The following is a 26,717-nucleotide window of genomic DNA, read 5'->3' on the forward strand; positions in this document are numbered from 1 at the left end:
AAACCTCCAAAGGTCCTAGTGTGGTTTGGTCGAAGGCGGCACCGCGTTACCCGCCTTTATCCGGGAGAGTCATAGGCGTGCTCGCCGTACTTAGTCCCGGCCAGGGTTCTCAGAAACCCGGCTTCCTGACCCCCTGGCTCGACCTGACCGGCACCGAGGCGCGACTGCGCGAGTGGTCGGCGTTGGCCGGGGTCGACCTGCTGCACCTGGGCACCGCCGCCGACGCCGACGAGATCAAGGACACCGCCCGCACCCAGCCGTTGCTGGTCGCCGCGGCGCTGCTCGCGGCCGAGCACCTGCCGCTGGACGGCATTGCGCTCACCGCCGGCCACAGCGTCGGCGAGCTGGGTGCCGCCGCGCTGGCCGGTGTGCTGTCGGCCGACGCCGCGATCACCCTGGCCGGCGTACGCGGCCGGGAGATGGCCGCGGCGTGCGCGCTGGAGCCGACCGGAATGGCCGCGGTGCTCGGCGGCGACCCCGACGAGGTGATCGCCGCGATCGAGGCGAACGGGCTCTACCCGGCCAACCGCAACGGCGCCGGGCAGATCGTCGCCGCTGGCGCCCTGGACGGGCTCGACAAGCTCGCCGCCGCGCCGCCCGCCCGGACCCGGATCATCCGGCTCCAGGTGGCTGGCGCGTTCCACACGCCGTACATGGCTCCGGCCGAGACCGCGCTCGCCGCGGAGGCCGCCGGAATCACCCCCGCCGACCCGGCCCGGACCCTGCTGTCGAACCTCGACGGCACCGCTGTCGACGACGGCGCGGCCATGGTTCAGCGCCTCGTCCGTCAGGTCACCGCGCCGGTGCGCTGGGACCTGTGCATGCGTACGCTGGCCGACCTCGGGGTCACCGGCGTGATCGAACTGCCCCCGGCCGGCACCCTCGCCGGCCTGGTCAAGCGGGAACTCAAGGGCGACGGCGCCCCGGAGATCGTCACCCTCAACACCCCGGACGACCTGCCGGCCGCACGGGACCTGATCGCCCGTATCGGAGGTCGTTCATGACTGGCAGTCGCATCGTCTCGATGGGGCACTACCAGCCCTCCCGGGTGGTGACCAACGACGACATCGCCCAGCTCGTCGACACCAACGACGAGTGGATCCGCGACCGGGTCGGCATCGTCAGCCGGCGGATCGCCGACAGCGAGACGGTCGCCGACATGGCCGCCGCGGCCGCCGGCAAGGCGCTGGCCAACTCGGGCCTGACCGCCGCCGACATCGACCTGGTCGTGGTCGCCACCTGCTCCTCCATCGACCGCAGCCCCAACGTGGCCTGCCGGGTCGCCGCCAAGCTGGGCATCACCGCGCCGGGCGCGTTCGACCTCAACACCGCCTGCTCGGGCTTCGCCTACGCGCTGGGCACCGTCGACCACGCCATCCGGGCCGGGGCGTCGCGCAACGCGATCGTCATCGGTGCGGAGAAGCTGTCCGACTTCACCGACTGGACCGACCGCTCCACCTGCATCATCTTCGCGGACGGGGCCGGTGCCGCGGTGGTCTCCGCCACCGCCGACGACGAGCCGACCGGAATCGGCCCGGTCGTCTGGGGTTCGGTGCCGGACAAGAGCGACGCGGTCCGCATCGAGGGTTGGCGCCCGTACATCCAGCAGGAGGGTCAGGCGGTCTTCCGCTGGGCCACCACCGCGATCGCGCCCCTGGCGCTCCAGGCCTGCGAGCGGGCCGGGGTCGACCCGTCGGAGCTGGCCGCTTTCGTGCCGCACCAGGCCAACGCCCGGATCATCGACGGCATCGCCAAGCGGCTCAACATCCCCGACGCGATCATCGCGAAGGACATCGTCGAGTCCGGCAACACCTCCGCGGCGAGCGTGCCGCTGGCCCTTTCCAAGCTGGTCGAGCGCCGGGAGGTGCCCTCGGGCGCGCCGGTGCTGCTGTTCGGCTTCGGCGGTGGCCTGACCTACGCCGGTCAGGTCGTCCGCTGCCCCTGATGACCCCCTCGGGCGCGTACGCGTCGAGGAGTGGCGGTCGGCGACGCCGACCGCCGGAGAACCCCGATGAAAGGAACCAACCGCAATGACCCGTGACGAGATCACCACCGGCCTCGCCGAGATCCTCGAAGAGGTTGCCGGAGTGAACCCGGACGACGTGGCCGAGGGGAAGTCCTTCACCGACGACCTCGATGTCGACTCGCTCTCCATGGTGGAGGTCGTTGTCGCGGCCGAGGAGAAGTTCGGCGTCAAGATCCCGGACAACGAGGTGCAGAACCTCAAGACCGTCGGCGACGCTGTCAGCTACATCGCGGCGCAGTCCTGATCATGAGTCGTCCTGACGTCGTCGTCACCGGGCTCGGCGCGACGACCCCGCTTGGCGGGGACGTCGCGTCGACCTGGGACGCCATGCTCGCCGGCCGCTCCGGGGTGAGTGCCCTCACCCAGGAGTGGGCCGCGCAACTGCCGGTCCGGATCGCCGCCCAGTTGGCCGTGGAGCCGTCCGAGGTGCTGGACCGGGTCCGCCTGCGCCGCCTGGACCGTTCCGAGGCGATCGCGATCATCGCGGCGCAGCAGGCCTGGGCGGACGCCGGCCTCGCCGGCTCCGACCTCGACGGCGAGCGGTTGGCCGTCAGCGTCGGCTCCGGCATCGGCGGTGCCACCACCCTGCTCGCCCAGGACGACATCCTGGAGGCCTCCGGGCCACGGCGGGTGTCCCCGCACACCATCCCGATGCTGATGCCGAACGGTCCGGCCGCCTGGGTCGGGCTGGAGCTGGGCGCCAAGGCCGGCGTGCACTCGGTGGCCAGCGCCTGCGCCACCGGCGCCGAGGCGATCGCCCTCGGCCTGGACATCATCCGTTCCGGCCGGGCCGACGTGGTGGTGGCCGGCGGCACCGAGGCGGTCATCCACCCGCTGCCGATCGCCGGCTTCAGCTCGATGCGGGCCATGTCGACCCGCAACGACGACCCGGAGCGGGCCTCCCGCCCGTGGGACCGGGGCCGGGACGGCTTCGTCCTCGGCGAGGGCGCCGGCATCGTGGTGCTGGAGCGGGCCGAGCACGCCGCGGCCCGGGGCGCCCGGGTGTACGCGCGCCTCGCCGGCGCCGGCATCACCTCCGACGCGTACGACATCGTGCAGCCGCACGCCGAGGGTGAGGGCGCCATCCGGGCCATCGCCAAGGCGATCGCCGACGCGGACGTGGCGAAGCGGGACATCGTGCACGTCAACGCGCACGCCACCTCGACCCCGGTCGGGGACATGCTGGAGATCGGCGGGCTGCACAAGGCGCTCGGCGACCACCCGGTGCTGTCCGCGACGAAGTCGATGACCGGTCACCTGCTCGGTGCGGCCGGTGCGCTGGAGTCGATCGCCACCATCCTGGCGATCCGCGACAGCGTCGTCCCTCCGACGATCAACCTCGACGACCCGGAGCCAGGCCTCACCCTGGATGTCGCCGCGCACAAGGCCCGCCACATGGAGATCCCGGCCGCGTTGAACAACGCGTTCGGCTTCGGCGGCCACAACGTGGCGCTCGTCTTCGCTCGTCCCTGAGATCCTCCGCACGGGCCCCTCCTCTCATCGAGGAGGGGCCCTTCGCGTCGTTCAGCCCCGGTTGCGGGGGTGCTGTTTCGCGGTGCGCTCGTTGCCGTGGCGGTAGTTGCCGGTCCAGCGGGCCATCACCAACTGCGGGTCGTCGTCGACCTCGGCCAGGAACTCCGCGGCCCGAGCGCCGCGCAGCGTGCCGGCGACCCGTCCGTGGTGGGTGATCACCACGGTGCCGTCCGCCCGTTGCGTGTGCCGGAATCCTGCTGCCGCTCCCATGGGGGGAGGTTGTCAGACCGACCGGGGCGGGGCGACCCGATTTCGGTAGGGGGTGCGGCGATCGCGATTGACGTCGGGAGACCCCACGGCTTAGATGGGCCGACTGAAGATCGACTGACGGGGATCACCACCATGGACACTCGTACCCTCGTCGCCGTGTCGGCGGCGGCGCTCACCCTCGGCCTGCTGACCGGCTGCGGCGACGACGCGGACGCTCCCGCCGGGCCCGCGGCCGGCGCCCCGGCCCCGCAGGCCACTGGTGAGCCCTGGTACGACGAGGTGGCCCCGGCGTCGCCCAGCGGCACCGCCGGCGGCACGGGTTCCCCCTGCCCGGTACCTGTGACGTTTCCGCTGGCCGACGGGTGGACGGCCAAGGCGATCGAGCCGCCCAAGGGTGAGCTGGCCGAGCTGCTCGGCGAGGCGCTCACCAAGCGCGGCGGCACCACGGTGCGCTGGGAGGTGGACGGGCGCCCGGCCGGCGGCGGATTCCTGCGGATCTGGGCGGCGGACTCGCCGACGGTCACGCCGCGCGCCGCGCTGGAGGGTTTCGCCGCCGGGGCCGGCGAGACGGTCGCCGGCCAACAGTTCCGCGACCTCCGCGCCGGCGGCTTCGACGCCACCGAGATGACCTGGCTCGCCACCAACCCGCTGGTCGAGGAGGAGGATGAGTCGCGGAACTGGGCGCTGGCCGTCCAGTCGGCGGGGCAGACGCTGGTCTTCGCCGTCAACGAGGGGCTGATCGCCGAACGGACCGACGTGCTGCCGGCGTACCGGCTCGCGGTGCGAGGCCTCACGAAGGGCGAGTGAGGTGGGCGACTGAGGTGGCGCCGACCCGTCCGGGCCGGCCGGTCAGGTGCGACAGGTCGTGGCGGGCAGTCCGGGGACGGTCACCGGGGATCGGCCGCCCGGGCGGGCCTTGCCGGCGAGCACGGCGGCCAGGCCGGTCATCGACGCCCGACTGGACGAGTACGTGGCCAGCAGCGTCGGTGACTTGGCGTCGGCCAGCACGTACGGGGTGTCCATGGCGACAGTGACCGCCGCGTCCGGGCGCAGGTCCTTGGCGCCGTCGCCGTAGCCCACCAGGTGCACGATCGTGCCGCCGCTGGGCTTGACCTGCACACCGGCGGCGGTCAGCGCGGCGGTGAGCGTGGCCCGGGTTCCGTCCCGACCGCCGGACGAGGTGACGGTGACCGGCCCGCGTACCGCTGCGCCGCAGGAGCCTCGCAGCACTGTGACGGCGGCGGCGGCCAGCGCGTCGGCGGCCGCCCGGTGCTCCGGGGTGTTCAGCGTGGACATCTGTGCCGCCGGCACCTGCGCGAGCTGGAACTTCATGGTCAGCACGCGGGTGACCGCCTCGACCAGCCGGGTGCGGGGCAGCGATCCGCCGCGCAGTGCGGCGAGCAGCCCGTCGTACGCCTGACCGACGTTCGGGGTCATCAGAATGAGGTCGTTACCGGCGTTGAGCGCCCGGACCGCCGCCTCACCGGGAGCCCAGCGCTTCGCGGGCGGCATGTTCATCCCGTCGGTGATCACCACGCCCTTGAAGCCGAGTTGGCCGCGCAGCACGTCGGTGAGCAGCTTGTGCGAGAACGTCGCCGGGGTCCCCGGGTCGATCGCGCGCGCGTCCAGGTGACCGGACATCACGGCCATCGCGCCCGCGTCCATCCCGGCGGTGAACGGCGGCCACGCTCCGCTCTGCAACGCCGCGGCGGACTGGGTGAGCACCGGAAGGTCCTGGTGCGAGTCGTCGGCGCTGTGGCCGTGCCCGGGGAAGTGCTTCAGGGTGGCGGCGACCCCGGCCGCCTGGAGGCCACGGACCGCGCCGCCCACCTGCGTGGCGGCCTGCTTCGGGTCGGCGCCGTACGACCGGGAGCCGATCACGGTGCTGCGGGTGGCCAGCACGTCGGCCACCGGAGCGAAGTCGATGTTGATGCCCATCGCGGCCAACTCGGCGCCGGCGGCCCGCCAGGCGGCCTCGGTGAGCTTCGGGTCACCGGCGGCGCCGGCCGCGAGGGCGCTGGGCAGCACTGTGACCCCGTCGGTCACCCGGGTGACCACGCCGTACTCCTGGTCGGTGCCGATCAGCAGCGGCGCGGGACCTGCGGCGAGCCGACCGGCGGCGGTACGCAGCCCGGTGGTGAGCTCGTGCACCTGCTTGGGGTTGTCGACGTTCGTGGTCTCCTGGTTGCCCTTGGTCGGGTCGTCGGCGCTGAAGCCGACCAGGATCAGGCCACCCAACCGGTACTTGGCGATCATGTCGGCGGGGGTGTCGACCCCGGCGAGGGCCTGGTTACCGGCCGCCGAGCCGGCGGAGACCTTCGTCGCCGAGTCGCCGTAGGCGTACGGCATCAGCACCTGGCCGACCAGGTCCTCGTCGGAGAGCGTCGCGACCAGCGCGGCGGCCCGGCCGGCGGGGTCGCTGGCCGGCGGTACGGCCGGGACGCTCGGGCCGGCGGACGTGCCGACCGGGCTGGGCGTCGGAGCGGGGCGGGGCGAGCCACCCGAGCAGCCGGAGACGAGCAGGGCGGTCAGGGCGGCGACAGCGATACGGGCGCGCCACGGGCGATTCGACACGCCGCCCATCCCACCAGCTTCTCCCTTATCGGGGCAACTTGACCTTACCGGTCGTCACCGACTCGACGGCGTACGGCCAGCGGCCCGGCGGCCGGGTCAACCGACCCGAGTGAGCAAGGTCACCGGGGCGCCGTCGCCGGCGTACCGGTAGGGCTCCAGGTCAGCGTCCCACGCCGTGCCGAGCGCCTTGTCGAGGGCGTGCGCCAGCGCCTCCGGGGCCCGGGAGGCCGCCATCAGCGCCCGAAGTCGGTCCTCGCCGAGCTGGATGTCGCCCGCCACGCCGACCGTCGCCCGGAACAGGCCACGCGCCGGCACGTACATGAAGCGCTCACCATCGGCACCGGGACTCGGCTCCTCGGTGACCTCGAAACGGATCATGGGCCACTGCCGTAGGGCAGCAGCCAGCTCGGCGCCCGTCCCCGGACGACCGGTCCACCCGCACTCGGCCCGGCGTGCGCCGGGGTCGACGGGCTGAGCCGTCCACTGCAGGTTGACCGGCGCGGCTAGGACGCGCGCGATCGCCCACTCGACGTGCGAGCACACGGCGAGCGGGGTCGAGTGGACGTATACGACGCCACGCGTTGGCACGGTGACCTCCCGGAGAGCGAGGTGCGTCTTCCCCTACGACCTCGTCCACCCAGGTGGCTGCTGCAACACATGATGACTCCTGTGACGCGTGGTGCGCCAGGGAATCGGAAAAAACGCCGGGTGGAATAGCCGGACGGGTGGTCGCCGTTGCCTCTCAGGACACCGCGACGACCAGCATGATGTCGTGGTCCTGTACAGTTCCACCGGCGGCTTATGCCGCGTTACACCTTCGCGGGCCGAGTCACGTACGACCCGCACACAGCCCCCGGACGTCCAGTCCTCCCGTACGTCTTGCAAGGAGTACCTCCGTGGCGAGCAACACCTCTAAGACCGCGCGCGCGTCCGTCCGGGCCGGCCAGGCTGGCCAGGGTGGCGCCCTCAGCGTGCTGGGCGAGTTCAAGTACCTCATCCCGCTCAACGGCGGCAAGCACGCCTACGTGCGGAACCTGACCAACGGCAAGACCGCGCACCTGCGCACGGACTCCGACGCCTTCGTCGAGGAGATCCGCGTGCTGGCCGCCGCCGGCCACGCCGCCAAGATCCGGGCGGAGATCAACAACCTGGCTGCCACCCACCCGGGTGACGGCTGGGAGGCCACCGAGAAGCGCCTGGTCGCGGCCGGCGTCTTCGAGGGCTGAGCCCTCCCCACCGCACCACTGAAACCGCCCGCCGGGAGTTCCCGGCGGGCGGTTTCGCGTGTCCACGGTCCGGGTCAGCCCGGATCGAGCAGGGTGACCTCGCCGGTGGCCAGGTCGTAGAGGCCACCGACCACGGCGACCCGGCCGGCAGCCACGGGGCCGGCCAGCAGGTCGTCCTCGCGCAGGGTGCGCACTGTGCGCCGGACGTGCCGGCGGATCGCCAGCGGCTGCACCGCCGGATCGTCGATCCCCGCCTCGGCCACCGCCGGGGCGATCTCGTCCACCAGGTGCGCCAGCGACCCCCCGGGACGCTGTCCGGTGCGCAGCGCCGCCACAGCGGCCTCCACCGCGCCACACCGCTCGTGGCCGAGGACCATCACCAGCGGTACGCCGAGCTGGCCGACCACGTACTCGATCGAGCCGCAGACCGCGCGATCGAGCACGTGGCCCCCGGTACGGATCACACAGATCGCACCGAAGGTCTGGTCGAAGATCGCCTCCAACGGCACCCGGGAGTCGATACAGCCCAGCACCACGGCGTACGGCTGCTGGTCGCCGGAGGCCGCGGCGGCGGCGGCCGTGACGTCGTGCCCGTGCACCGGCTGACCGCTGATGAACCGCCGGTTACCGGCGAGCAGGTCGGCCAGCGCGGCGCGGGGTGTACCGCCGGCCTGCCGTCCCTGCCCCGACGTCGCCCCCATGGGTGCTCCCGACGACACCATGCCGTTCAGCTTGGCCCGCCGCCGTCCCGCACGGGCGAGGTCGGGAATGTTCGCGACGGCGCGATTGGCGTGGTGTCATGGCGGGTAGCCGGTGTTACCGCCGGGTATCCCGGTGCTGGTGGTACTGGGCGGCCCTGGGGAGGTGGCGATGCCGGAGCGGTTCGAGGTCGGCCTGCCGGACGGTGTACGGCTCAACGTCGAGGCGACGGGTCCGACGGACGCCCAGGTCACCGCCATCCTGCTGCACGGCTGGACGCTGGACGGGCGGGCCTGGCACCGGCAGGTCGACGCGCTCACCGCGGCACCGTTCGGCGACGCGGTACGCGTGGTCACCTACGACGCGCGGGGGCACGGCCGGTCCAGCTGCATGGCGCTGCCCACGGCCACAGTCGCCCAGTTGGGTGACGACCTGGCCGCGGTGATCGACGCCGTGGCGCCGACCGGCCCGGTGGTGCTGGTCGGGCACTCGATGGGCGGTATGACGATCATGGAGTACGCCCACCGCCACCCCGCGCACTTCGCCGCCCGCACCACTGGTCTGGTCTTCGTCTCGACCACCGCCGAGGGGCACACGCACACCGTCTACGGGCTCTCGCCGCGGATCGCCCGGTTGATCCGGCTGGCCGAGACGACCGGCGCCGGCGTGCTGGCCCGGTGTGGCTCGTGGCGCGCGCCCCGGGCACTGCTGAACGCGCTGCAACCGAGCATCCGGTGGATGCTCTTCGGTGACCGCTGCGAGCCGGCCGACATCCGCCTGGTGACGTCGGCGGTGGCCCGGGCCTCGCTGCGCTCGATCGGTGGGTTCCGCGCCTCCATCGGCACCCAGCACCGACTGGACACCCTCGCCGCGTTGGCCCACCTGCCGGCCGCCGCCCTGGTCGGCGACCGGGACCGGTTGACCCCACCGCCGTGCGCCGAGTCGATCGCGGCCGCTCTGCCGGCCACCGAGCTGACCGTCTGCCCAGGTGCCGGGCACATGCTGATGATGGAACGGCCGGACGAGGTCAACGCCGCGCTCACCGGCGTGCTGCGGCGGGTGCTCACCGAATCGTCGCCGGCCCACCCTGGAGCGACCCCCGCCGAGACGGGTGCCTGAGTACGTTCGCGCACCTCGGGCGCGGCGGGTCGGGCCCGGGGCCGTACTCTTCTCGGTTGGCCCGCGCGGTTCCCGCCGCCTGCCGGCGACCTCTGAAGGAGCGTGCGTTGACCGACCAGACCGGCCTGGAGCAGGAGATCGCCGTCGAGCAACGACACCTCGACCGGGTGTACGCCCGACTGGCCGAGCTGCGACGGTCGGCCGTGCGCGCCGAGCGTGACGGCTACCGGATGGCCCGGGTGGGCACGCACGGCGCTCTGGTCGAGCGCGACGCGATGGTCTTCCACGCGGCGCAGCGGCGGCACACCCTGGACGCCGAGCACGAGGGGCTCGTCTTCGGCCGGCTGGACCTGCGCGACCGTCAGGTGCTGCACGTCGGGCGACTCGGGATCCGCGACGAGGACGCCGTCACGCTTGTCGTCGACTGGCGCGCGCCGGCCGCCGCCGCCTTCTACCAGGCCACCCCGGCGCAGCCGCTTGACGTGGTGCGGCGGCGCACCATCCAGTCACGCGCCGAGCGGGTCACCCGGATCGAGGACGACCTGCTGGACCCGTCGGCCGCCCCGGAGGGGATGACTGTCGTCGGTGACGGCGCGCTGCTGGCCACCCTCTCCAAGGCCACCGGCCGGGGCATGCGCGACATCGTGGCGACCATCCAGCGGGAGCAGGACGAGGCGATCCGCTCGCCCGGCTCCGGGGTGACGATCGTCGCGGGCGGCCCCGGCACCGGCAAGACCGCTGTCGCCCTGCACCGGGCCGCGTTCCTGCTGTACTCCGACCGCAGCCGCTACGCTGGCGGCGGCATCCTGGTGGTCGGCCCGTCCTCGGTCTTCGTCGAGTACATCGGCTCCGTGCTGCCGTCGCTCGGTGAGGACACCGCGACCCTGCACTCGCTGGGCACGCTCTTTCCGGGGATGACCGCCACCCGCCCCGACCCACCCGAGGTGGCGGCGGTGAAGGGCTCGCTGCGGATGCGCCGGGTGCTGGAGCGGGCGGCCCGCGACGCGGTGCCGGGCGGCCCGGGTGAGCTGCGGCTGCTCTACCGGGGCACGTTGCTGCGGTTGGACCGGGCCGCGCTGGACCGGATCCGGGACCGCGCGCTGCAACGCGGCGCGCGGCGCAACGAGGTGCGCCGGGCCGGTTTCGACGGGGTGTTCGCGGCGCTCTGGGCGCAGGCCCGTGAGCTGAGCAGCGGCCGGCTGCCGGAGCAGCCGGCCTTCGAGGCGGAGATCGCCGAGCGGTCGGAGTTCCGGGAGTTCCTCAAGGCGTGGTGGCCCCGGCTGCACCCCCGGCACGTGCTCGGCTGGCTGGCGCAGCCCGACCGGCTGCGCCGCTACGCCGGGGGCATCCTCTCCTCGGCGGAGATCCGGCTGCTCAACGCCGCGTACCGGAACCTGGACTCGGCCGGGCTGACCATCGCCGACGTGGCGCTGCTGGACGAGTTGGACGCCCTGCTCGGTAAGCCCGCGCAGGCGGCCAAGGCCCGACGCGACCCGTTCCAGCTCGCCGGCGGCGTGCGCGAGTTGAGCACGCTCGGCGAACGGCAGCGGGCCGCCCGCGCTGCAGCCCGGGAGCGTCCGGAGGACTACCGGGAGTACGCGCACGTGGTGGTGGACGAGGCGCAGGACGTCTCGCCGATGCAGTGGCGGATGATCGGTCGACGCGGCCGGCTGGCGTCCTGGACCGTGGTGGGCGACCCGGCGCAGACCGCGTGGACCGGCGACCCGGAGGAGCTGACCCGAGCCCGCGACCAGGCGCTGGGCCGGCGCAAGCGACACGATTTCACGCTCACCACGAACTACCGCAACTCGGCGGAGATCTTCGCGGTGGCAGCGGCGGAGATCCGTCGGCTCTACCCCGACCTGCCGCTGCCGACCGCCGTCCGCTCCACCGGGGTCGAGCCGGTCGAGCTTGTGGTGCCCGCGTCGGGGTTGGAGACCGCGACAGTGGAGGCCGCCGCCGGCCTGCTGGCCGAGGTGGAGGGCACGGTCGGGGTGATCACGCCGGTCCCCCGCCGGGACGAGGTCGCCGGTTGGCTCGGCGCACTCGGCGCGCCGAGGTTGCAGGTGGTAACCAGCCTGGAGGCCAAGGGCATGGAGTACGACGGGGTGGTGCTGGTCGCCCTGAGCGAGATCCGGGCCGATCCGGGCGCCGGGGTACGCACCCTGTACGTGGCGCTCTCCCGGGCCACCCAGCGGCTCACCACCATCGACCCGACCGGCTGACGTGTGCGGACTGCCGCCGGCGGGAGGCGCTGCCCGTACACTTGCACACATAGCGATGTGAGCATACATTTGACCGGGTCCCGACCAGCGGCGGAAGGTGGTTCTCGTGGGCGCAGGTCATGACCACCACCATGGGTCCGTCGCCAATGCCGCACACCAGCACCGAGGTCGACTCTGGGCGGCGTTCGGGCTGCTCGCCACCCTGATGGTGGTCGAGGCGGTGGTCGCCCTGCACACCGGCTCACTCGCCCTGCTCTCCGACGCCGGGCACATGTTCACCGACGTGCTCGGCATCGGGATGGCGCTCGCCGCGATCACGGCGACCCGGCGGGCCACCGGCGACCCGCAGCGCACCTTCGGGCTCTACCGGCTCGAGGTGCTCGCCGCGCTGGCCAACGCCGTCCTGCTCTCCGGCGTGGCGATCTACGTGGTGATCGAGGCGATCCGCCGTTTCGGCGACCCGCACCAGGTCATCGCCGGCCCGATGCTCGCGGTGGCAGTGCTCGGCCTGCTCGCGAACGTCGCCGCCTTCGCCCTGCTGCGCGCCGGGGCCCGGGAGAGCATCAACCTCCAGGGCGCCTACCTGGAGGTGGTCGGCGACCTGCTCGGCTCGCTCGGCGTCATCGGCGCGGCCCTGCTCATCACCGTCACCGACTGGTGGTGGGCAGATCCCCTGGTCGCGGTCGCCATCGGCGTATTCATCCTGCCGCGCACCTGGCGGCTGGCCCGCGCCGCCATCCGCATCCTGGTGCAGGCCGCCCCGGAGCACCTCCAGGTGACCGCCGTGCACGACCGACTGGCCGCCGTCCCGGGTGTCGTCGAGGTGCACGACCTGCACGTCTGGACGCTCACCTCGGGCATGGAGGTGGCCTCCGCACACCTGACCATGGCACCCGGCGCGGAGGTCGGCGCGGTGCTCACCGCGGCGCGTACCGCCCTGCACGACGACTTCCGCATCGAGCACGCGACGTTGCAGATCGAGCCGGGCGCCGCCTCCGGAGCGTGCGGCTCCATCGAGTGGTGAGGGCTTTTCGGAGCCTTCCTCCGCTCTTGCCGTAATTTTCCGTGGTGACGCACGCACCGTCCGTCACATTGGCTGCAGCCGCCCCACCGGCACCGGTAGGCTCGGTCCCGGCCTCCACCAGGCGGCGCCTTCCCGGCGCCGGTGGCGGCCGCCGCCTAATCGCCCAAGCGGGCGAACCGGGGAACCATGTTCCTGGGGTGTATCCGCGTCAGCGGTAGGGATCTTCCGTCCCGAACCCGTCAGCTAACCCGGTCGGCGGCTGACGGAAGGACATGCGCAGTGGCACCAGCACGACCACCCGCCGCCCGACTGGCGGCCCTGATCGTCGCGATGTTCACCCTCGGCGTCGCGCTCCCGGCCGGCACCGCCTCGGCCGCTCCCCCGACCGGCCTGCGGGCCGCCGCACCCGACTCAGACGAGGAGGGCGGCACCCCTGCGTTGCGCGCCCAACTCGAGGCCGCCAGCAAGGGCTACCTGGACGCGAAGCGCGCCCTGGACACCTCAGTGAAACGGCAACAGCAGCTCGCCACCCAACTGAAGACCATCGAGGTCGAGATCGGCCAGCGCAACGGCAAGGTCGGCGAGATCGCCGAGGTGGCGTACCGCACCGGCCGGCTCGGCGCGATGTCGGCGCTGCTCAACAGCAACACCCCGGAAGGCTTCATGGACCGGGCCGCCGCGCTGGACGCGGTGGCCGCCAACGAGGACCGGGTGCTTCGCGACCTGCTCGACAGCAAGGACAAGGCCAACCGCACCCGGGTGGCCCTGGACGGCGAGATCAACGAACAGCGCAAGCAGGTCGCGGTGATGGCCAAGCGCAAGGACCAGGCCGAACGGGCCCTGACCGTGGCCACCACGCCCAAGCCGCAGACCACCGCCGACGCCGGCTCCAACCGGGGCACCTCCAGCGCCAACGCGAAGGCCGCGCCGCGCAACTCCGACGGCTCCTGGCCCTCCGAGTCGTGCAGCGTCAACGACCCCACGCCGGCCAACGGCTGCATCACCCCGCGCACCCTGCACGCGCTCAACCAGGCCAAGTCCGCGGGCTTCACCCGGTACGTCTCGTGCCACCGCCCCAGCGGCTCCGGTGAGCACCCGAAGGGCCGGGCCTGCGACTTCGCCGCGCAGAAGAACGGCTTCGGCGGAAACGCCACCGGCGGCGACAAGACGTACGGCAACAACCTGGCCGCGTACTTCATCCGCAACGCCGACCGGCTCGCCGTGCTCTACGTGATCTGGTACAGGCAGATCTGGCTGCCCAGCAGCGGGTGGAAGTCGTACAGCGGGGCGCACGGCACCCCGTCCACCGACCACACCAACCACGTGCACCTGTCGGTCTACTGACCCACGCGTCGTGATGCCTGTGAGCCACCGGGACGGCTCACAGGCATCACGCGTGTCCGGGGCCGGGCTACGTCGCCGGGCGTACCCCTGATGTCGTCGCTCGTCGGACGACCCGGCCGGGGCCGGCGGGCAGCATCGGCGTATGCCTCGGATCCGACCCGCCACCCGCAAGGCGCTGCTCACCCTGCACCTCGTCACCTCGCTCGGCTGGCTGGGCGCCGACCTGGTGCTACTCACCCTCGGCATCGCCGTGCAGCGGGGCGCCGACCCGGCGGTGGTCTATCCGGTCACGGCCCTGGTCGGGACGCTGCTGTTCGCGCCGCTGAGCGTCCTGGTCTGGCTGATCGGAGTCGCCAGCTCGCTGCTCACCCCGTGGGGCCTGCTGCGCCACCGGTGGGTGCTGGTCAAGCTGGTGCTCACCACTGTGATGGTCGGGCTGGTGCTGTTCCTGCTCACCCCCAACCTGCGCCACGCCGGAGCGGTCGGCGCCGCCCTGCCCGCACGCGATCGCGCCGATCTGGTCATCGCGCCGGCGGTGTCGACCAGCCTGATGATCATCGCGACGGTGCTGTCCACCTACAAGCCGTGGGGCCGGCGTCCCGCCGCCCGAACCACCCGCACGAACCGCGCTCGCGCCGAAACCACAACCTAGGTGCCTCCGCCCGCAGTACGCGCCAAGGCCACGGCCTGTCCTGCGCCGCGATCTTGCACTTGCTGTCCCGACAAAGGGGGCATCTCACCGATATCGACAACCGGAACTGCAAGATCGACGAAGCGGGTGCGCGAGCCTCGGGGCGCCGGGTTCAGGTGGGCGGCGGGTTGCCGGTGCGGTCGAGGGCCGCGCCCAGCCGGGTGGCGAGGGCCAGGTGAGCGGCTTGCGCCTGGCGGAACGCGTAGCGGAACAGTGGCGTCGGCGCGGTCAGGGTGATCTCGACGTCGATGCGGACCAGGCCGTCCGGCTCGGCGCGTAGTCGGGTGTGGTTGCGCACGGTGGTGGCGGGCCACTGGCGGGCCACCATGACGATCTCGTCGGCCTCGCTGATCAGCACGTCCGCGTGGTAGGTGGTCCGAAAGCGCAGCGGACCGGCCGCCAACCGGTCGTTGATCGTGTAACTGGCCTGGGCGCCGGGCCGGGGCGGCACCCGGCGGACCCGGACGATCAGCGGATGCAGCTCGCCCTGCCGGGTCAGGTCACTGAGCAACGCGGCCGCCTCGGCGGGTGAGCACCGGGCCTGGACGGTGTAGCTGAAGGTATCGCTGCTGAGCACACCGTCTCCCGCCGTCGTTGGTCGCCCGATCGTCCCGTACCGATGTCTGCCTGGCAACGCCCGGCGGCCCCCAGCGCCGCGCCGGACCGGGCGGATGCGACGACCTGTCACCACCTGCGCCATTAAGGTCGGTTAGTACAAAATCTTCCGAAGATGCCGGAGGGCGGCCAGCATGAACGGCGACGACCGATGAGCGGGCACGTGATGGTCTTCGCGCCCACTCCACAGCTGACGGTGACAGTGGACCAGCCCAACGACCACCCCGAGCTGCACCTGCACCCCGGCGGGCAGGGCGTCTGGCAGGCCCGGATGGTGATCTCCCTCGGAGTCGACGTGGTGCTCTGCGCCGCCCTCGGCGGTGAGATCGGCCAGGTGCTGGAGCCGCTGCTGGTCAGCGAGGGCGTCAACCTCAAGGTGGTGGTCCGTGACTCCGGCAGCGGCGGATACGTGCACGATCGCCGGGAGGGCTCCCGGCAGGAGATCGCCGACGTGCCCGGACAGCCGCTGAGCCGGCACGAGATCGACGAGCTGTACAACCTCGCCCTCGGCGAGGGCCTACGGGCCTCGGTGAGCATCCTCAGTGGGCCGAACGAGCCCTGGCTCGTACCCGCCGACCTGTACCGACGCTTCGCCGCCGACCTCGGCGCCAACGGCGGCCGGGTGGTGGTCGACCTCTCCGGCGACCACCTCGGTTCGGTGTTGGAGAGCGGGGTGTTCTTCCTCAAGGTCAGTCACGAGGAGTTGATCCGCGACGGCCGCGCCCGCAGCGACGACACCGAGGAGCTGACCCGGGCCATGTACGAGCTGCACGCGGGCGGCGCCGAGACGGTGGTGGTGAGTCGCGCCGACCAGCCGGCGTTGGCACTCATCGACGGGGAGTTGTTCCAGGTCGAGATGCCCCGACTGGAGGCCGCCGACCCGCGCGGCGCTGGTGACTCGATGACCGCCGGGGTGGCTGCCGTCGTGGCCAGGGGCGGTGACATCAGGACCGCCATCCGCACCGGGGCCGCCGCCGGCGCGCTCAACGTCACCCGGCACGGCCTGGGCACCGGGCGGCTGGACTCGATCACCGGCCTGGTGGACCGGGTTCGGCTGGTGCCGGCAGACAGTCGGCAACAGGAGCGGACCACCCCTGACGAGTTGGCCGGCCGGGTGGTCGAGCGATGACAGTGCGGGTGCTGATCACCAACGACGACGGGATCGCGGCACCTGGCATCCAGGCGCTTGCCTGGGCGGCCCGGCAGCGGGGCCTGGACGTGGTGGTGGCCGCGCCGATGGAGGAGGCGAGCGGCACCAGCGCCGCGATGAGCGCCGTGGAGCGGGACGGGCGGGTCGTCGTGAACAACCACCCGCTGCCGGACCTGGCGGGGGTGCCGGCGTACGGGGTCGCCGGGTCCCCCGGCTTCATCACGCTGATCGCCCTGCACGGGGCGTTCGGTCCACCGCCGTCGGTGGTGCTCTCCGGGGTCAACCGGGGCGCCAACGCCGGCCGGGCGGTGCTGCACTCCGGGACCGTGGGCGCCGCGTTCACCGCCGCCACGAACGGCTGCCGGGCGATGGCGGTCTCCCTCGACGTGCTCTCGGCCGGTGAGGCGACGGCCGCGAGCGGTGGCGCGGCGGTGGACGCCGCCGCCCGGGTACGCGACGCCGAGCGGCACTGGGGCACGGCCGCGCGGGTCGCCCTGGACCTGCTCCCCCGGTTGACCTCCGCGCCGATGGAGAGCGTGCTCAACGTGAACGCCCCGGACCTGCCGCACGGGCAGTTGCGCGGGGTGCGGCGAGGCAGCCTGGCCAGCTTCGGTCAGGTGCAGATGACGGTGGCCGAGTCCGGCCACGGGTTCGTCCGTACCTCGCTGGAGGAGCCGGGGCAGGCCGCACAGCCCGGCACGGACGTGGCGTTGCTGGCCGCCGGGTACGCGTCGGTGACGGCCATCCGGGCGGTCACCGAGGCGACCGACATCGACCTGACCGGCCTGGACGAGCAGCCCTGACGGAGTGCCGCGGCGCGCTCAGGCGCCGGGCAGCACCTCGGGGGTGGCGGCGCCGGCGAAGTAGGGCTCCGGGGCACCGAAGAGGCCGAGCAGACCGGTCACCCACAGCTGCCGGTGCACGAACCGGCTCGGCTCGGTGACCACCAGCTTGACGTCGCTGACCTCGGCCGTCTGGAAGCCGGCCACCATGGCGCTGATGCCGACGGAGTCGATGAAGGTGACCAACCTCATGTTGAGTTCGATGCGCAGCGGGCGGCCCTTGGCCAGCACCTCTGCGATCGCTTCGCGCACCTCGTACGCTGTGTCGACGTCGATCTCGCCCCGAGGGGCGATCTCCACGACACCACCGGACAGAACCGACTTCACGATCGACAGGCTCACGCGAGCACCTCCACCCGCCCGTCCCCCGGGCGCCTCATCAGTACGCGGGCCGCGACCGAGAGTATTCCTCCGACGGCCTCGGTCGCCACCCCTCGGGATGAGCAATTCGCGGATCCGGGCCCACAAAGCCACCCATATCCGCACTTTTCAGTATCTGATTACTCAAGACTTTTTGTTATTTGAGCACCGACGATCGGTCGTGACCGACGCGCCGCCGAACCAGGGTAGCGGTCCGCGGCCGGCACACCCGACAACCGGTCCACCACCTACACCTTCCCCGTGTGCCGTCGGCGTGTCGCCCACCGCCGGCCGGCGGCGATCCACGCCCCGGTTGCCGACGCGTCCTAGCATCGGCCGGGACACCACCGCGACGGAGAGGATCTTCGATGATCAAGCGACTTGCCGGGCTGGCCGGCGTCGGCGTTCTGCTTGCCCTCGTCCTGGCCTGCGGTTTCGGTGGCGGGGGCGACGATGACGACGATGACGACGACGACTTCGCCCGGGGCGTGGCCGTGTCAGCGGTGCGCTGAGTCGGGGGCCGGAGTTCCGCTGCCCCGAATTACCGGTGCTCCGCGGCGGTCGGGGTTTGCGGCCGGCTGACGCGGGGCACTGCGGGGTAGGCGACACCGTGACGCGCTGGAAAGACGCCGAAGTCCGAAGTGGCCGGCGGCTTCGGCACCTGAGGAGGTAACCACGATGTTCGGAACCAACCTGCTGGACCGCCGCAGCAAGCCGGAGCGGATCGCGGACCAGGCCTGGGAGCACCTGCTCTCAGCCGTCAGCTACGCCGGAGACAGCGTGCGGGACACCGCCCGCTCGGCCCGCCAGAACAGCAGCGACCTCGCCGACGGAGCGGGTGACCTGGTGGGATCCGCGGCCGAGGAGGCGCGACGCCGCGCCTCGCTGGCCTTCGACGCGCTCGCCGGCCGCCAGCCGGCACTGCCCTGGACGCTCCTGATCGGCGCCGCGCTCGTCGGGGCGGCGGTCGGCTGGGCCGTCGGCTCCGCCGCACGGGCCGCCGGCAGCCGGGACGACCGCGCCGTCGAGGACGTGGAGTTCGTCGACGTCGACCGCCCCAACTCCCCCGCCGTCTGAACGACAGCACCACTGCGGGCCCCGATCGACTCAGGTCGATCGGGGCCCGCTGCGGTAGTGGGGTGGGACCGGTCCGCCGGGTGCCGGACCCCTCAGGCGGCCCGGCGGACCGGTGCTTCGTGGTGATCCGGGGTTCCGGCCCGGATCACCTGCTCAGCGACTCGTGCAGGTGATGGCGGCCGGGGACGTGTTGCTGCCAGTCCACGAGCCGAGGAAACCGGCGGTGGTGCTGGCCCCGGCGGCGAGCGCGCCGTTCCAGCCACTGTCCCGGACCGACACGGCGGCCCCGGTCTGGGTGTGGGTGCCGCCCCAGAGCTGGTCGATCCGCTGGCCGTCGGCGAAGGTCCAGCCCAGCGTCCAGCCGGCGATGGGGGCGCTTCCCGCGTTGCGAACCACCAGCTCGGCCTGGAATCCGCCTGACCAGGAGCCGGTCACCCGGTAGGTCGCCGCGCAACCAGTGGATGGCGGCGGAGTGGTCGGGGGCGGAGTGGTCGGGGGCGGGGTGGTGGGCGGTGGGGTCGTCGGCGGTGGCGTGGTCGGGGGCTCGCCGCTGGTGGGGTCGGCGACCAGGATGCCGCGACCGTTGGTGCCGAGGTAGACCCGACCGTAGACCCGCGGGTCGCCGGTCAGCGCCTCGGTCGGATTGCCGTACTGGTGGCGGTCGTCGTTGACGCGTACCCAGGTCGCGCCGGCGTCGTCGGAGCGGTGCACGCCCGGTTGACCGTTCACTGTGCCGTAGAGGAACACCGCAGGGTTGGTCCGCCCGGGTGCCGCCTTGCCGAAACCGACGTTGCCGGAGGCGCTGACGCCGTCCAGCCTGGTGAAGCTGGCGCCGGCGTCGGTGGAGCGCCACAGACCACCGGGCCCGGCCAGCCACAGTTCGCCGGCCCGACCCGGCAGGGCCTTGAACCGCACGTCGGTGGTGGGCAGCCCGGTCGCCGCGGTCGGGGTGAAGCTGGCCCCGCCGTCGGTGCTCCGGTAGAAACGCCCGCCGCTGAAGCCGTAGAACCGGGTGGGGTCGACCCGGTCGGACTCGATCGTGGCGTTCGCCGGGATGCCGGTCGAGGCTGCCCAGGAGTTGCCGAACCCGACCGAGTGGACGACGCGTTGGCCCGCGTCACCGGGTGCCCAGACGAAGCGGCTGCCGTCGGCGGCGGCGGCCACCGTGCCGCCCAGGTTGACCCCGGACGGTTCGGTGCCCTGGAACCAGGTGGCGCCGCCGTCGGTGGAGAAGGCGACATGACTGTCGTTGGGCCGGTCGGCGTCGGTGAAGTTGCCGGCGCGCACCAGCACCGCGGGTTTGCTCTCGGCGTAGTCCAGGCTGGTGGTGCTCGTGAACACCGGCTGGGTGAACAGCATCGACGGAATCGCGTCCAGGTCGGTGTGTCGGAAGCCGCCCACGTCTCCGAGCGCGCTGATCAGGGGTGCCCCGCTGGGCGGGCTGATCAGGTCGAGGACGGCGGTCTCCTCCAGCCCCCGGACCATCGGCCGGAGGGTGAACTGACCGCCGGTGTCCCACCTGGTCAGGTCGGTGGTGCCGTAGATGGTGGCGCCGGTGCCGTACATCATGCGGTTGGAGTCGTGCGGGTCGATCTCCACCGACTCGTTCATCCAGCCGAGCTTGGGCGCGTCCTCCGGGGGTGCCGGGTTGAGTCCGAAGGTCAGCCAGGGCACCGAGCTGATGTCCATGGTGTAGCGGCGGGACCTCTCCGGATAGTTGCTGAACTCCCAGATCCGCGTCCAGGTCGCCCCGCCGTCGGTGCTGCGGAAGAAGATGGCGTCGGGCCACCAGGAGACCTGGGTGGCCACCAGCAGGGTGTTGGGACGTTGCCTGTCGATGGTCAACCCGCTGTAGCCGAAGTAGGCGTCGGCGCTGGTGGAGGGCACCGGGCTGATCCGCGTCCAGGCCCCGGTCGACCGGGTGAACTTCCAGACGTCGCCCTTGCCGCCGTCGTACGGGCCGCCGGTGTCGCTGGTGGCGATGTAAAGGTGTCCACCGACCGGGTCGACGACGCCCTTGTGGGCCAGGTAGCCGGTGGGCTGACCGGGGATGCGCGCCCAGGTGACGCCGCCGTCGGTGCTGCGGTAGACGGGGTTCTCCTTGTCCGCCACGCCCACGTAGATGGTCTGCGTGGTGGAGCCGGCGGTGCCGGTGCTCTTGTCGAAACTGACCCAGGTCAGGCCCTGGTTCTGCCCGTTGTAGCCGTTCGGGTCGCTGGGGTCCGCGCGGTAGTTACCGACGTTGGGGAAGGCGGCGACGCGGGCCCAGGTCACGCCGTGGTCGGTGCTGCGCCAGAGCCCGTTGCCGCCCTCGGCGCCGTAGTACACGATGCTGTTCCGGTTGGGGTCGACGGCGAGCCGCTCCCCCATTCCCCGGCCCGGCATGTTGCCGCCGTTCTTGAACGGCAGCTCGGTGGCCTGCCAGGTGGCGCCCTTGTCGGCCGAGCGCAGGATCGCGCCGTTGTTCGGGTCCCAGCCGTTGGTGTACATGCCGACAGCGGCGTACACCCGGTTGGTCTGCACCGGGTCGGTGGCGATGCTGACCACGCCGTTGTAGCCCCACCGGTCGGCGCCGACCCAGTCGAGCAGCGGCGTCCAGGACTGGCTGGCCTGTTCCCAGCGGTACGCCCCACCGATGTCGGTGCGCGCGTAGATGAGGTTCTTCTCGGTGGGGCTGAAGACGATGCCGGGTACGAAGCCGCCACCGCCCACCCTGACGTTTCGCCAGGTGTACGCCTCCGCTGCGGCCGGGGTGGGGGCCGACCCAGCGGCGGTGAACGGGACCACCACGACGGCTGTGGCGGCGGCCAACACGGACACGACCGTGGCGGCGAGACTTCTCCGCATCTGCGGTTCCTCTCGGATGGAGCCCCGGGGGACGGGGTCGATCGCACGGGTGACGCCGTGGCTCGGGGGACGAGCACGACGACGGGGACGGGCGGAGCTGCCCTGGCTCCACCACCCGACGCGACGGCTCCCGCGATCGAGGAACGCGATTACCGTAACCGAAAGCGGCTCGCTTTGGAAGCGCTCCCATCATCGATGTTCGTCCGCGTCTCCCGCCCGCTCCGCCCAGGTCCGGCCATGCCGTCACCCGGTCCGGGCGAGGACGGCTCACCCGGGGCGGCGGCAGGATCGCAGCACGGCGGACCTCCGGCCGCAGCCACCACCCGGTCCGCCAACGGAACAGCGGAGGAGGGACAGATGGCCATCGCCGAGATCAACCGCACCGACCAGGACATCCAGTCCGCCGTGCTCGACGAGCTGACCTGGGAACCACGGGTGCAGCCGCACGAGATCGGCGTGACCGTCGCCGAGGGCGTCGTCACCCTGACCGGCCGGGTGGACAGCTACGCCAAGAAGTGGGCCGCCGAACGGGCCACCCACCGGGTCGCGTCGGTCCGGGCCGTCGCCAACGACGTGGCCGTACAGCTCACCAACGACACCGAGCGCGCCGACAGCGACCTGGCCGCCGCGGCCAGCCACGGGCTGGAGTGGGACGCGTTCGTGCCCATCGAGAAGCTCCAGGTCACCGTCTCGGCCGGCTGGGTGACACTGCACGGCGACGTCGAGTGGGAGTACCAACGGCGAGCCGCCGAACGGGCGGTCGCCCGACTGACCGGCGTACGCGGGGTGAGCAACGGCATCACCGTCCGACCGGCCACCGCGCCGGACGGCCGCGACCTGGCCAACCGGATCGTCGACGCGCTCGCCCGGGCCGGAGCTACCGAGGTCGAACGGATCAGCGTCCGGGTGCACGGCGACACAGCGATACTCGCCGGGTTGGTGCACTCGATGCCCGAACGGGCCGAGGTCGAGCAGGTGGCCTGGTCCGCGCCGGGCATCCGGGAGGTGCAGAACCACATCGCGGTCGCCCCGGTGCTGCGCTGAGCGGGACGCGGGCTGAGCGCACTCTGCCGAGCGCGGCGCGAGCGCGGAACCACCCGGGGTGGGTGAGGCCGCCTCACCCACCCCGGGAGCAGGCTGGCGGCATGAGTGATCCGAACGGGCTGATCCAACCGGGGCGCACCGCGCCCGGTTTCGCAGTGCCGGCCACCCCGGACGGGGCTCTGCTGGGACCTGAGCAGTTCCGTGGCCGGCCGGTCGTGCTCGCCTTCTACCCCGCCGACTGGAGCCCGGTCTGCGGTGACCAGATGTCGCTCTACCAGTCGGCAGCACCCGTCTTCGCCCAGTACCGGGCGGTGGTGCTCGGCATCTCGGTGGACGGCATCTGGTCGCACCGGGCGTTCGCGGAGAGCCGGGGCATCGAGTTCCCGCTGCTGGCCGACTTCGAGCCCAAGGGCGAGGTGGCCCGCAGCTACGGCGCGTACATGTCGAACGGTGAGGCGGCCCGCGCGCTCGTGGTGCTGGACCCGACGGGGACGGTGACCTGGAGCTACCTGTCGCCGCCCGACGTCAACCCCGGCGCCGACGGCATCTTCGACGCGCTGGACCGACTCGCCGCCGATCGGAAGGTGATGGCCGGATGAGTACGCCACTGCAGGTCACCGCCCGACTTCGAGACCCGGTGACCACCGAGGACCACATCCGGGGGCCGGCCGACGCGGCGGTGACAGTCGTCGAGTACGGCGACTTCCAGTGCCAGTTCTGCGGTGCGGCGTACCCGAACCTGCACGAGTTGCTGCGGCAGCGGGCCGACACCGTACGGCTGGTCTACCGGTACTTCCCGATCGCCAACGTGCACCCGTACGCCGAACGCGCCGCCGAGACGGCCGAGGCTGCCGGGGTGCGGGGCCGGTTCTGGGAGATGCACGACTGGCTCTACGAGCACCAGGATCAGTTGGACCCGGTGCACCTCTCGCTCGGTGTCGAGCAGGTCGGGTTGCCGCCGGACGAGTTGAACGCCGAGGTGGAGAACCATGCCCACGCGGACCGGGTGCGCCGCGACTTCGTGGGGGGCATCCGCAGCGGGGTGAACGGCACCCCCACCCTGTTCGTCAACGGCGTTCGGCACGACGGCGGGTACGACCTACCCGACCTGCTGACGGCGGTGGACGCCGCCGCCAACCCCTGACCGTCAGCCACTCAGATCAGCCGCAACTCGCGCGCCCGCCGGACCGCCTCGCGTCGGCGGGTCGCGTCGAGTTTGCGGTAGATGTTGCGGACGTGGGTCTTCACCGTGTTGACCGAGAGGGACAGCTCGCTGGCGATCTCCACGTTGGACAGGATGCTCTGCAGGTAGCGCAGGATGGTCAGCTCCCGCTCGGTGAGCGGCTCGTCGAGCGCGCCCCTCGGCGCGGCGGCCGGCCCGGCGGTGCTCTGCTCCGCGCCCCGCACGAGGTCACTGACCAGCGCGAAGTGCGCTGTGCCCGCGTCCAGGTGAGCGGCCAGCAGGTCCCGCACCTGTGGTTCGGCGCGGGTGAAGACCCGTCGGCAGCCCTGCGGCCCGGCCAGGTCCAGTATCCGTTCCAGGATCCGGCCCGCCCGACGCCCGTCCCCGGCGCGCTCGGCCAGCACCGCGTCCAGCAGCCCCGCGTCCAGGCGTACCGGTAGGGGCCAGGCTGTGGCGGCCGGGGCCTGCCAGTCCGGCAGGGTCCGCCCGGCGGCGGCGGGGTCGCCAGCCATCAGCTGCACCTTCGCCAACGTCACCGCGAGCCCCGGGTGGGCCCCCTCGTCGGCGGCACCGGCCAGCAGGTCGCGGGCGGAGTCCAGGTCGCCCCGCTCGGCCCGCAGTTCTGCTTCGGCGGCCCGCAACAGACCGGTCAACTCGGCGGACGGGCGGTCCGTCAACGCCTCCCGGGCCCGGACGAGCAGCCGCTGGCCGGCCGCCGGATCGCCGGAGTCACGCCGCAGTTGCGCCCGGCACAGCGCCGCCACCGCTGCCGCCACCGGTTCGTCGGAGGCGGCGGCCAGCCAGTCGTGGTCCACCTCGGGGTCGCCGGCCCAGCCGCCCGCCACGTCGAACGCCGGGAGGGCGAGGCCGAGGTTCGCCGTGGCCTCCTCGGGTTGGTCGCGCAGCAGTGCCACCACGGCGAGTGCCAGGTACGCGTAGCCGCAGTCGAGCCGACAGGACCAGCCCCGGCACTGCGGCATGACGAGCGCGTCCCGGGCCGCCTGCTCGGCCGCCCGCAGCTCACCGCGCACCGCGAGGAGCAGCGCGGCGCGGCTCGCGGCGACCAGTTCGGTACGCGGTCGGTCGGCCTCCCGGGCCGCCGCCCTGGCCCGGACGAACCGGGCGGTGGACAGCACGCCGTCGGCCAGCTCGACCATCCCCAGCGCGGTACCGGTGAACGCCCGCAGGTCCAGGTCGTCGGCCGCACCGCCACCGCCGGCCGTCGGGGCGGAACCGGCCACCCCGGTCGGCACCCGGGTCGGCGTGGCCTCCGGAGGGCGGGTGCGCAGCAGGCGAGCGGCGGCGGCCCGGACCTCAGCGCGGTCGTCGGCGAGCCGTGCCACTGTCAACTCCAGCGCGGTGACCAACCGCAGGAACCGGTCCCGGCGCGGCACCGGCAGGCCTGCGGCGTGCCCGGCGGCGGACCGCAGGTGACCGGTGGCGGCCGGCAGGTCACCGGCGTACGCGCGCTCGGCGGCGCACGCCAACGCCACCTCCGGGTCGGCGCGGATCACCTCCTCCGGCGGTGACGCGGGTGCCGGGGCGTGCCCCGGATCCCGGTCGTAGCGGGTCAGCTCCGGCCAGTGGGCGACGAACAGGTCGCCGGCCAGGTCCCACCGGCCGGCGGCCAGGGCGTGCCGCAGCGCGTCGGCGGGCCGGCCGTCGCCCGCGTACCAGTCGGCGGCCCGGACGTGCAGCTCGCGCAGCTCGTCGGCGGGCAAACGGGCCAGGTCGGCGCGGAGCAGGTCGGCCAGGAGTGACTCGCACCGGTACCAGGGCGGCCGGGTGTCCTCCCGGTGCAGCAGACCACCGGTCCCGGCCAGGTCGGCCAGCGCCTGCCCGGCGTCGGGGCGGCCGGTCAGGGCCTCGGCCAGGTCGGCGCAGACGGTGTCGACGACTGCGGTACGGCGCAGCAGGTCCTCCTCGGCCGGGTCGAGCGTCGCGAGCACCTCCTCGTGCAGGTAGCCGGCGATCTCCGGCTGGTCGCCGCCGAACTGCCCCACCCAGCGCTCCGGGTCGGGCTGTGCGCGTACCGCCAGGGCCGCGATGCGCAGCGCTGCCGGCCAGCCGCCGGTGCGTTCCCGCAGCCGGTGCACGGCGGTCGCCGGCAGCGCGGCGGCGTGGGCGGTGAGCAGGTCGGCCACCTCGTCGTCGGTGAACGCCAGCTCGTCGGGGCCGATCTCGGTCAACTCGCCGGCGAGCCGGAGCCGGTGCAGTGGCAGGTGCAGCCCGGCCCGCGCGCCGATCACCAGACGCAGCCGCCGCCCGGCATGCCGCAGCAGGAACTCCAGGCCGGTCAGCGCCGCCGGGTCGGCGACCCGGTGCAGGTCGTCCAGGACCAGCAGCACCGGCCGGTCGGCGGCGGCGAGCGTGGCGGCCAACGCCTCCAACTGGTCGGGCCGCGGCGGCCGGTCGGGCACCGCGCCGCTCTCCGCCGCCCCGGTCGCCGATCGCAGCGCCGCGGCGAGGTACGCCCAGAGCCGGTCGGAGTCGTCGCCGGCCTCCACCGACATCCACGCCGAGACCGGCTCGTCAGCGGACGAAACCGACAGGTCACCGGAGTCCGGTACGACAGCGCCCGGCTCCACGTCGGGGGGCGCGCCGCCCAACCGCACCCACGAGGCGAGCAGGGTGGTCTTGCCCCAGCCGGCGGGGGCGGCCACCAGGGTGACAGGTCCCGCGCTGCCCTCGTCCAACCGACGCAGCAGGCGGGGCCGGGCCACCACCGGCTCCGGCGGCACGGCCGGTGTCAGCCGGGACGCCAGCAGCGGTGGCCCCGGTGCCGGCTCGACCCGTACGTGATCCTGTTCCGGCACCCAGCCCCACCCCCACCACGCGCTCCGCCCCCGGTCGGCGAGCGGTTACCCGACGCGGGCCGGTTCACCCCTTCCGGGCGAGCGCGCTTCACCCGGCCGCGACCGACGATCG

Annotated in this window: 24 protein-coding genes, 2 pseudogenes and 1 riboswitch; of the genes and pseudogenes, 18 read left to right on the plus strand and 8 right to left on the minus strand. The window is 72.9% G+C overall.

Annotation, left to right across the window (positions count from 1 at the left end):
- Nucleotides 1–77: 77 nt before the first annotated feature.
- From IW249_RS01385 to fabF, 4 genes and pseudogenes are all read left to right on the plus strand, one after another.
- Nucleotides 78–995 (plus strand): annotated as a pseudogene (locus IW249_RS01385) (ACP S-malonyltransferase); the annotation flags it as partial.
- 5 nt (nt 996–1,000) lie between these two features.
- Nucleotides 1,001–1,945 carry a beta-ketoacyl-ACP synthase III gene (locus tag IW249_RS01390; protein WP_091409280.1) on the plus strand — a complete coding sequence of 315 codons (945 nt, stop codon included), beginning with the start codon at nt 1,001–1,003 and terminating at the stop codon, nt 1,943–1,945.
- An 85-nt stretch (nt 1,946–2,030) separates the two neighbouring features.
- The gene (locus tag IW249_RS01395) at nt 2,031–2,270 is read left to right on the plus strand and encodes an acyl carrier protein (protein WP_030330276.1); all 240 of its coding nucleotides are present in this window, start codon (nt 2,031–2,033) and stop codon (nt 2,268–2,270) included.
- Between the two features lie 2 nt (nt 2,271–2,272).
- Nucleotides 2,273–3,499: a beta-ketoacyl-ACP synthase II gene (fabF, locus tag IW249_RS01400; protein WP_112582580.1), complete on the plus strand. Its 1,227-nt coding sequence runs from the start codon at nt 2,273–2,275 to the stop codon at nt 3,497–3,499.
- Nucleotides 3,500–3,550: 51 nt separating this feature from the next.
- On the opposite strand, the gene IW249_RS01405 is transcribed toward fabF, so the two are convergent.
- Nucleotides 3,551–3,769, minus strand: a complete 219-nt coding sequence (locus IW249_RS01405; protein WP_091409273.1) for a hypothetical protein — start codon at nt 3,767–3,769, stop codon at nt 3,551–3,553.
- A 132-nt stretch (nt 3,770–3,901) separates the two neighbouring features.
- Here IW249_RS01405 and IW249_RS01410 point away from each other — a divergent pair, with 132 nt between their 5' ends.
- Nucleotides 3,902–4,576, plus strand: a complete 675-nt coding sequence (locus IW249_RS01410; protein ID WP_196919142.1) for a lipoprotein — start codon at nt 3,902–3,904, stop codon at nt 4,574–4,576.
- A 42-nt stretch (nt 4,577–4,618) separates the two neighbouring features.
- On the opposite strand, the gene IW249_RS01415 is transcribed toward IW249_RS01410, so the two are convergent.
- Nucleotides 4,619–6,352 (minus strand): glycoside hydrolase family 3 protein, encoded by a 1,734-nt coding sequence (locus IW249_RS01415; RefSeq protein ID WP_196919143.1) that lies wholly within the window; start codon nt 6,350–6,352, stop codon nt 4,619–4,621.
- A gap of 87 nt (nt 6,353–6,439) precedes the next feature.
- Nucleotides 6,440–6,931, minus strand: a complete 492-nt coding sequence (locus tag IW249_RS01420) for a DUF3145 domain-containing protein (protein ID WP_091409261.1) — start codon at nt 6,929–6,931, stop codon at nt 6,440–6,442.
- Nucleotides 6,932–7,239: 308 nt separating this feature from the next.
- Here IW249_RS01420 and IW249_RS01425 point away from each other — a divergent pair, with 308 nt between their 5' ends.
- Entirely contained in the window at nt 7,240–7,569 is a 330-nt protein-coding gene (locus IW249_RS01425; protein ID WP_030330285.1) for a hypothetical protein, read from the plus strand.
- A 74-nt stretch (nt 7,570–7,643) separates the two neighbouring features.
- On the opposite strand, the gene IW249_RS01430 is transcribed toward IW249_RS01425, so the two are convergent.
- Complete coding sequence (locus IW249_RS01430; RefSeq protein ID WP_196919144.1) at nt 7,644–8,270, minus strand: carbonic anhydrase; 627 nt, start codon at nt 8,268–8,270, stop codon at nt 7,644–7,646.
- Between the two features lie 169 nt (nt 8,271–8,439).
- Between IW249_RS01430 and IW249_RS01435 the strand changes: the two genes are divergently transcribed.
- From IW249_RS01435 to IW249_RS01455, 5 genes are all read left to right on the plus strand, one after another.
- Nucleotides 8,440–9,387: an alpha/beta fold hydrolase gene (locus IW249_RS01435; RefSeq protein ID WP_196919145.1), complete on the plus strand. Its 948-nt coding sequence runs from the start codon at nt 8,440–8,442 to the stop codon at nt 9,385–9,387.
- Nucleotides 9,388–9,494: 107 nt separating this feature from the next.
- A complete protein-coding gene (locus IW249_RS01440) occupies nt 9,495–11,612 on the plus strand; it encodes a HelD family protein (RefSeq protein ID WP_196919146.1) in 2,118 nt (705 codons plus the stop codon).
- A 106-nt stretch (nt 11,613–11,718) separates the two neighbouring features.
- Nucleotides 11,719–12,636: a cation diffusion facilitator family transporter gene (locus IW249_RS01445; protein ID WP_196919147.1), complete on the plus strand. Its 918-nt coding sequence runs from the start codon at nt 11,719–11,721 to the stop codon at nt 12,634–12,636.
- A gap of 142 nt (nt 12,637–12,778) precedes the next feature.
- A riboswitch (cyclic di-AMP (ydaO/yuaA leader) is annotated at nt 12,779–12,910 on the plus strand.
- A gap of 5 nt (nt 12,911–12,915) precedes the next feature.
- Complete coding sequence (locus tag IW249_RS01450; RefSeq protein ID WP_372432922.1) at nt 12,916–13,980, plus strand: coiled-coil domain-containing protein; 1,065 nt, start codon at nt 12,916–12,918, stop codon at nt 13,978–13,980.
- Between the two features lie 142 nt (nt 13,981–14,122).
- The gene (locus IW249_RS01455; RefSeq protein WP_196919148.1) at nt 14,123–14,632 is read left to right on the plus strand and encodes a hypothetical protein; all 510 of its coding nucleotides are present in this window, start codon (nt 14,123–14,125) and stop codon (nt 14,630–14,632) included.
- 151 nt (nt 14,633–14,783) lie between these two features.
- Here IW249_RS01455 and IW249_RS01460 read toward each other — a convergent pair whose 3' ends face one another.
- Nucleotides 14,784–15,248 (minus strand): SRPBCC family protein, encoded by a 465-nt coding sequence (locus tag IW249_RS01460; RefSeq protein WP_196919149.1) that lies wholly within the window; start codon nt 15,246–15,248, stop codon nt 14,784–14,786.
- Nucleotides 15,249–15,437: 189 nt separating this feature from the next.
- Between IW249_RS01460 and IW249_RS01465 the strand changes: the two genes are divergently transcribed.
- Both IW249_RS01465 and surE read left to right on the plus strand, forming a co-directional pair.
- Nucleotides 15,438–16,415 (plus strand): 1-phosphofructokinase family hexose kinase, encoded by a 978-nt coding sequence (locus tag IW249_RS01465; protein ID WP_196919150.1) that lies wholly within the window; start codon nt 15,438–15,440, stop codon nt 16,413–16,415.
- The gene (gene surE / locus IW249_RS01470; RefSeq protein WP_196919151.1) at nt 16,412–17,239 is read left to right on the plus strand and encodes a 5'/3'-nucleotidase SurE; all 828 of its coding nucleotides are present in this window, start codon (nt 16,412–16,414) and stop codon (nt 17,237–17,239) included. Before IW249_RS01465 ends, surE begins: the two co-directional genes overlap by 4 nt.
- Nucleotides 17,240–17,257: 18 nt before the next feature.
- Here surE and IW249_RS01475 read toward each other — a convergent pair whose 3' ends face one another.
- Nucleotides 17,258–17,620, minus strand: coding sequence for an STAS domain-containing protein (locus IW249_RS01475; protein WP_030330302.1), 363 nt, complete (start codon nt 17,618–17,620; stop codon nt 17,258–17,260).
- A gap of 386 nt (nt 17,621–18,006) precedes the next feature.
- Between IW249_RS01475 and IW249_RS01480 the strand changes: the two genes are divergently transcribed.
- Nucleotides 18,007–18,150 carry a hypothetical protein gene (locus IW249_RS01480; protein WP_158629639.1) on the plus strand — a complete coding sequence of 48 codons (144 nt, stop codon included), beginning with the start codon at nt 18,007–18,009 and terminating at the stop codon, nt 18,148–18,150.
- A 166-nt stretch (nt 18,151–18,316) separates the two neighbouring features.
- Nucleotides 18,317–18,715 (plus strand): hypothetical protein, encoded by a 399-nt coding sequence (locus tag IW249_RS01485; RefSeq protein ID WP_196919152.1) that lies wholly within the window; start codon nt 18,317–18,319, stop codon nt 18,713–18,715.
- Nucleotides 18,716–18,868: 153 nt separating this feature from the next.
- On the opposite strand, the gene IW249_RS01490 is transcribed toward IW249_RS01485, so the two are convergent.
- Nucleotides 18,869–21,562, minus strand: a complete 2,694-nt coding sequence (locus tag IW249_RS01490) for a cellulose binding domain-containing protein (protein ID WP_196919153.1) — start codon at nt 21,560–21,562, stop codon at nt 18,869–18,871.
- Nucleotides 21,563–21,919: 357 nt separating this feature from the next.
- Between IW249_RS01490 and IW249_RS01495 the strand changes: the two genes are divergently transcribed.
- The 3 genes from IW249_RS01495 (at nt 21,920) to IW249_RS01505 (ending at nt 23,750) form a co-directional block, all read left to right on the plus strand.
- The gene (locus IW249_RS01495) at nt 21,920–22,606 is read left to right on the plus strand and encodes a BON domain-containing protein (protein WP_196919154.1); all 687 of its coding nucleotides are present in this window, start codon (nt 21,920–21,922) and stop codon (nt 22,604–22,606) included.
- 101 nt (nt 22,607–22,707) lie between these two features.
- Nucleotides 22,708–23,205, plus strand: a complete 498-nt coding sequence (locus IW249_RS01500; protein WP_196919155.1) for a redoxin domain-containing protein — start codon at nt 22,708–22,710, stop codon at nt 23,203–23,205.
- The gene (locus IW249_RS01505; protein WP_196919156.1) at nt 23,202–23,750 is read left to right on the plus strand and encodes a DsbA family protein; all 549 of its coding nucleotides are present in this window, start codon (nt 23,202–23,204) and stop codon (nt 23,748–23,750) included. Before IW249_RS01500 ends, IW249_RS01505 begins: the two co-directional genes overlap by 4 nt.
- Before the next feature lie 11 nt (nt 23,751–23,761).
- On the opposite strand, the pseudogene IW249_RS01510 reads toward IW249_RS01505, so the two are convergent.
- A pseudogene (locus IW249_RS01510) lies at nt 23,762–26,673 on the minus strand (winged helix-turn-helix domain-containing protein).
- Between the last annotated feature and the right edge of the window lie 44 nt (nt 26,674–26,717).

Source organism: Micromonospora vinacea (assembly GCF_015751785.1).
GTDB classification, from domain to species: Bacteria; Actinomycetota; Actinomycetes; order Mycobacteriales; family Micromonosporaceae; genus Micromonospora; species Micromonospora vinacea.

Coding starts and splice junctions, on each gene's coding strand:
- IW249_RS01390 (WP_091409280.1), top strand. CDS start 1,001: ATGACTGGCAGTCGCATCGTCTCGATGGGGCACTACCAGCCCTCCCGG.
- IW249_RS01395 (WP_030330276.1), top strand. CDS start 2,031: ATGACCCGTGACGAGATCACCACCGGCCTCGCCGAGATCCTCGAAGAG.
- fabF (WP_112582580.1), top strand. CDS start 2,273: ATGAGTCGTCCTGACGTCGTCGTCACCGGGCTCGGCGCGACGACCCCG.
- IW249_RS01405 (WP_091409273.1), bottom strand. CDS start 3,769: ATGGGAGCGGCAGCAGGATTCCGGCACACGCAACGGGCGGACGGCACC.
- IW249_RS01410 (WP_196919142.1), top strand. CDS start 3,902: ATGGACACTCGTACCCTCGTCGCCGTGTCGGCGGCGGCGCTCACCCTC.
- IW249_RS01415 (WP_196919143.1), bottom strand. CDS start 6,352: ATGGGCGGCGTGTCGAATCGCCCGTGGCGCGCCCGTATCGCTGTCGCC.
- IW249_RS01430 (WP_196919144.1), bottom strand. CDS start 8,270: ATGGGGGCGACGTCGGGGCAGGGACGGCAGGCCGGCGGTACACCCCGC.
- IW249_RS01435 (WP_196919145.1), top strand. CDS start 8,440: ATGCCGGAGCGGTTCGAGGTCGGCCTGCCGGACGGTGTACGGCTCAAC.
- IW249_RS01455 (WP_196919148.1), top strand. CDS start 14,123: ATGCCTCGGATCCGACCCGCCACCCGCAAGGCGCTGCTCACCCTGCAC.
- IW249_RS01465 (WP_196919150.1), top strand. CDS start 15,438: ATGAGCGGGCACGTGATGGTCTTCGCGCCCACTCCACAGCTGACGGTG.
- surE (WP_196919151.1), top strand. CDS start 16,412: ATGACAGTGCGGGTGCTGATCACCAACGACGACGGGATCGCGGCACCT.
- IW249_RS01480 (WP_158629639.1), top strand. CDS start 18,007: ATGATCAAGCGACTTGCCGGGCTGGCCGGCGTCGGCGTTCTGCTTGCC.
- IW249_RS01485 (WP_196919152.1), top strand. CDS start 18,317: ATGTTCGGAACCAACCTGCTGGACCGCCGCAGCAAGCCGGAGCGGATC.
- IW249_RS01490 (WP_196919153.1), bottom strand. CDS start 21,562: ATGCGGAGAAGTCTCGCCGCCACGGTCGTGTCCGTGTTGGCCGCCGCC.
- IW249_RS01495 (WP_196919154.1), top strand. CDS start 21,920: ATGGCCATCGCCGAGATCAACCGCACCGACCAGGACATCCAGTCCGCC.
- IW249_RS01500 (WP_196919155.1), top strand. CDS start 22,708: ATGAGTGATCCGAACGGGCTGATCCAACCGGGGCGCACCGCGCCCGGT.
- IW249_RS01505 (WP_196919156.1), top strand. CDS start 23,202: ATGAGTACGCCACTGCAGGTCACCGCCCGACTTCGAGACCCGGTGACC.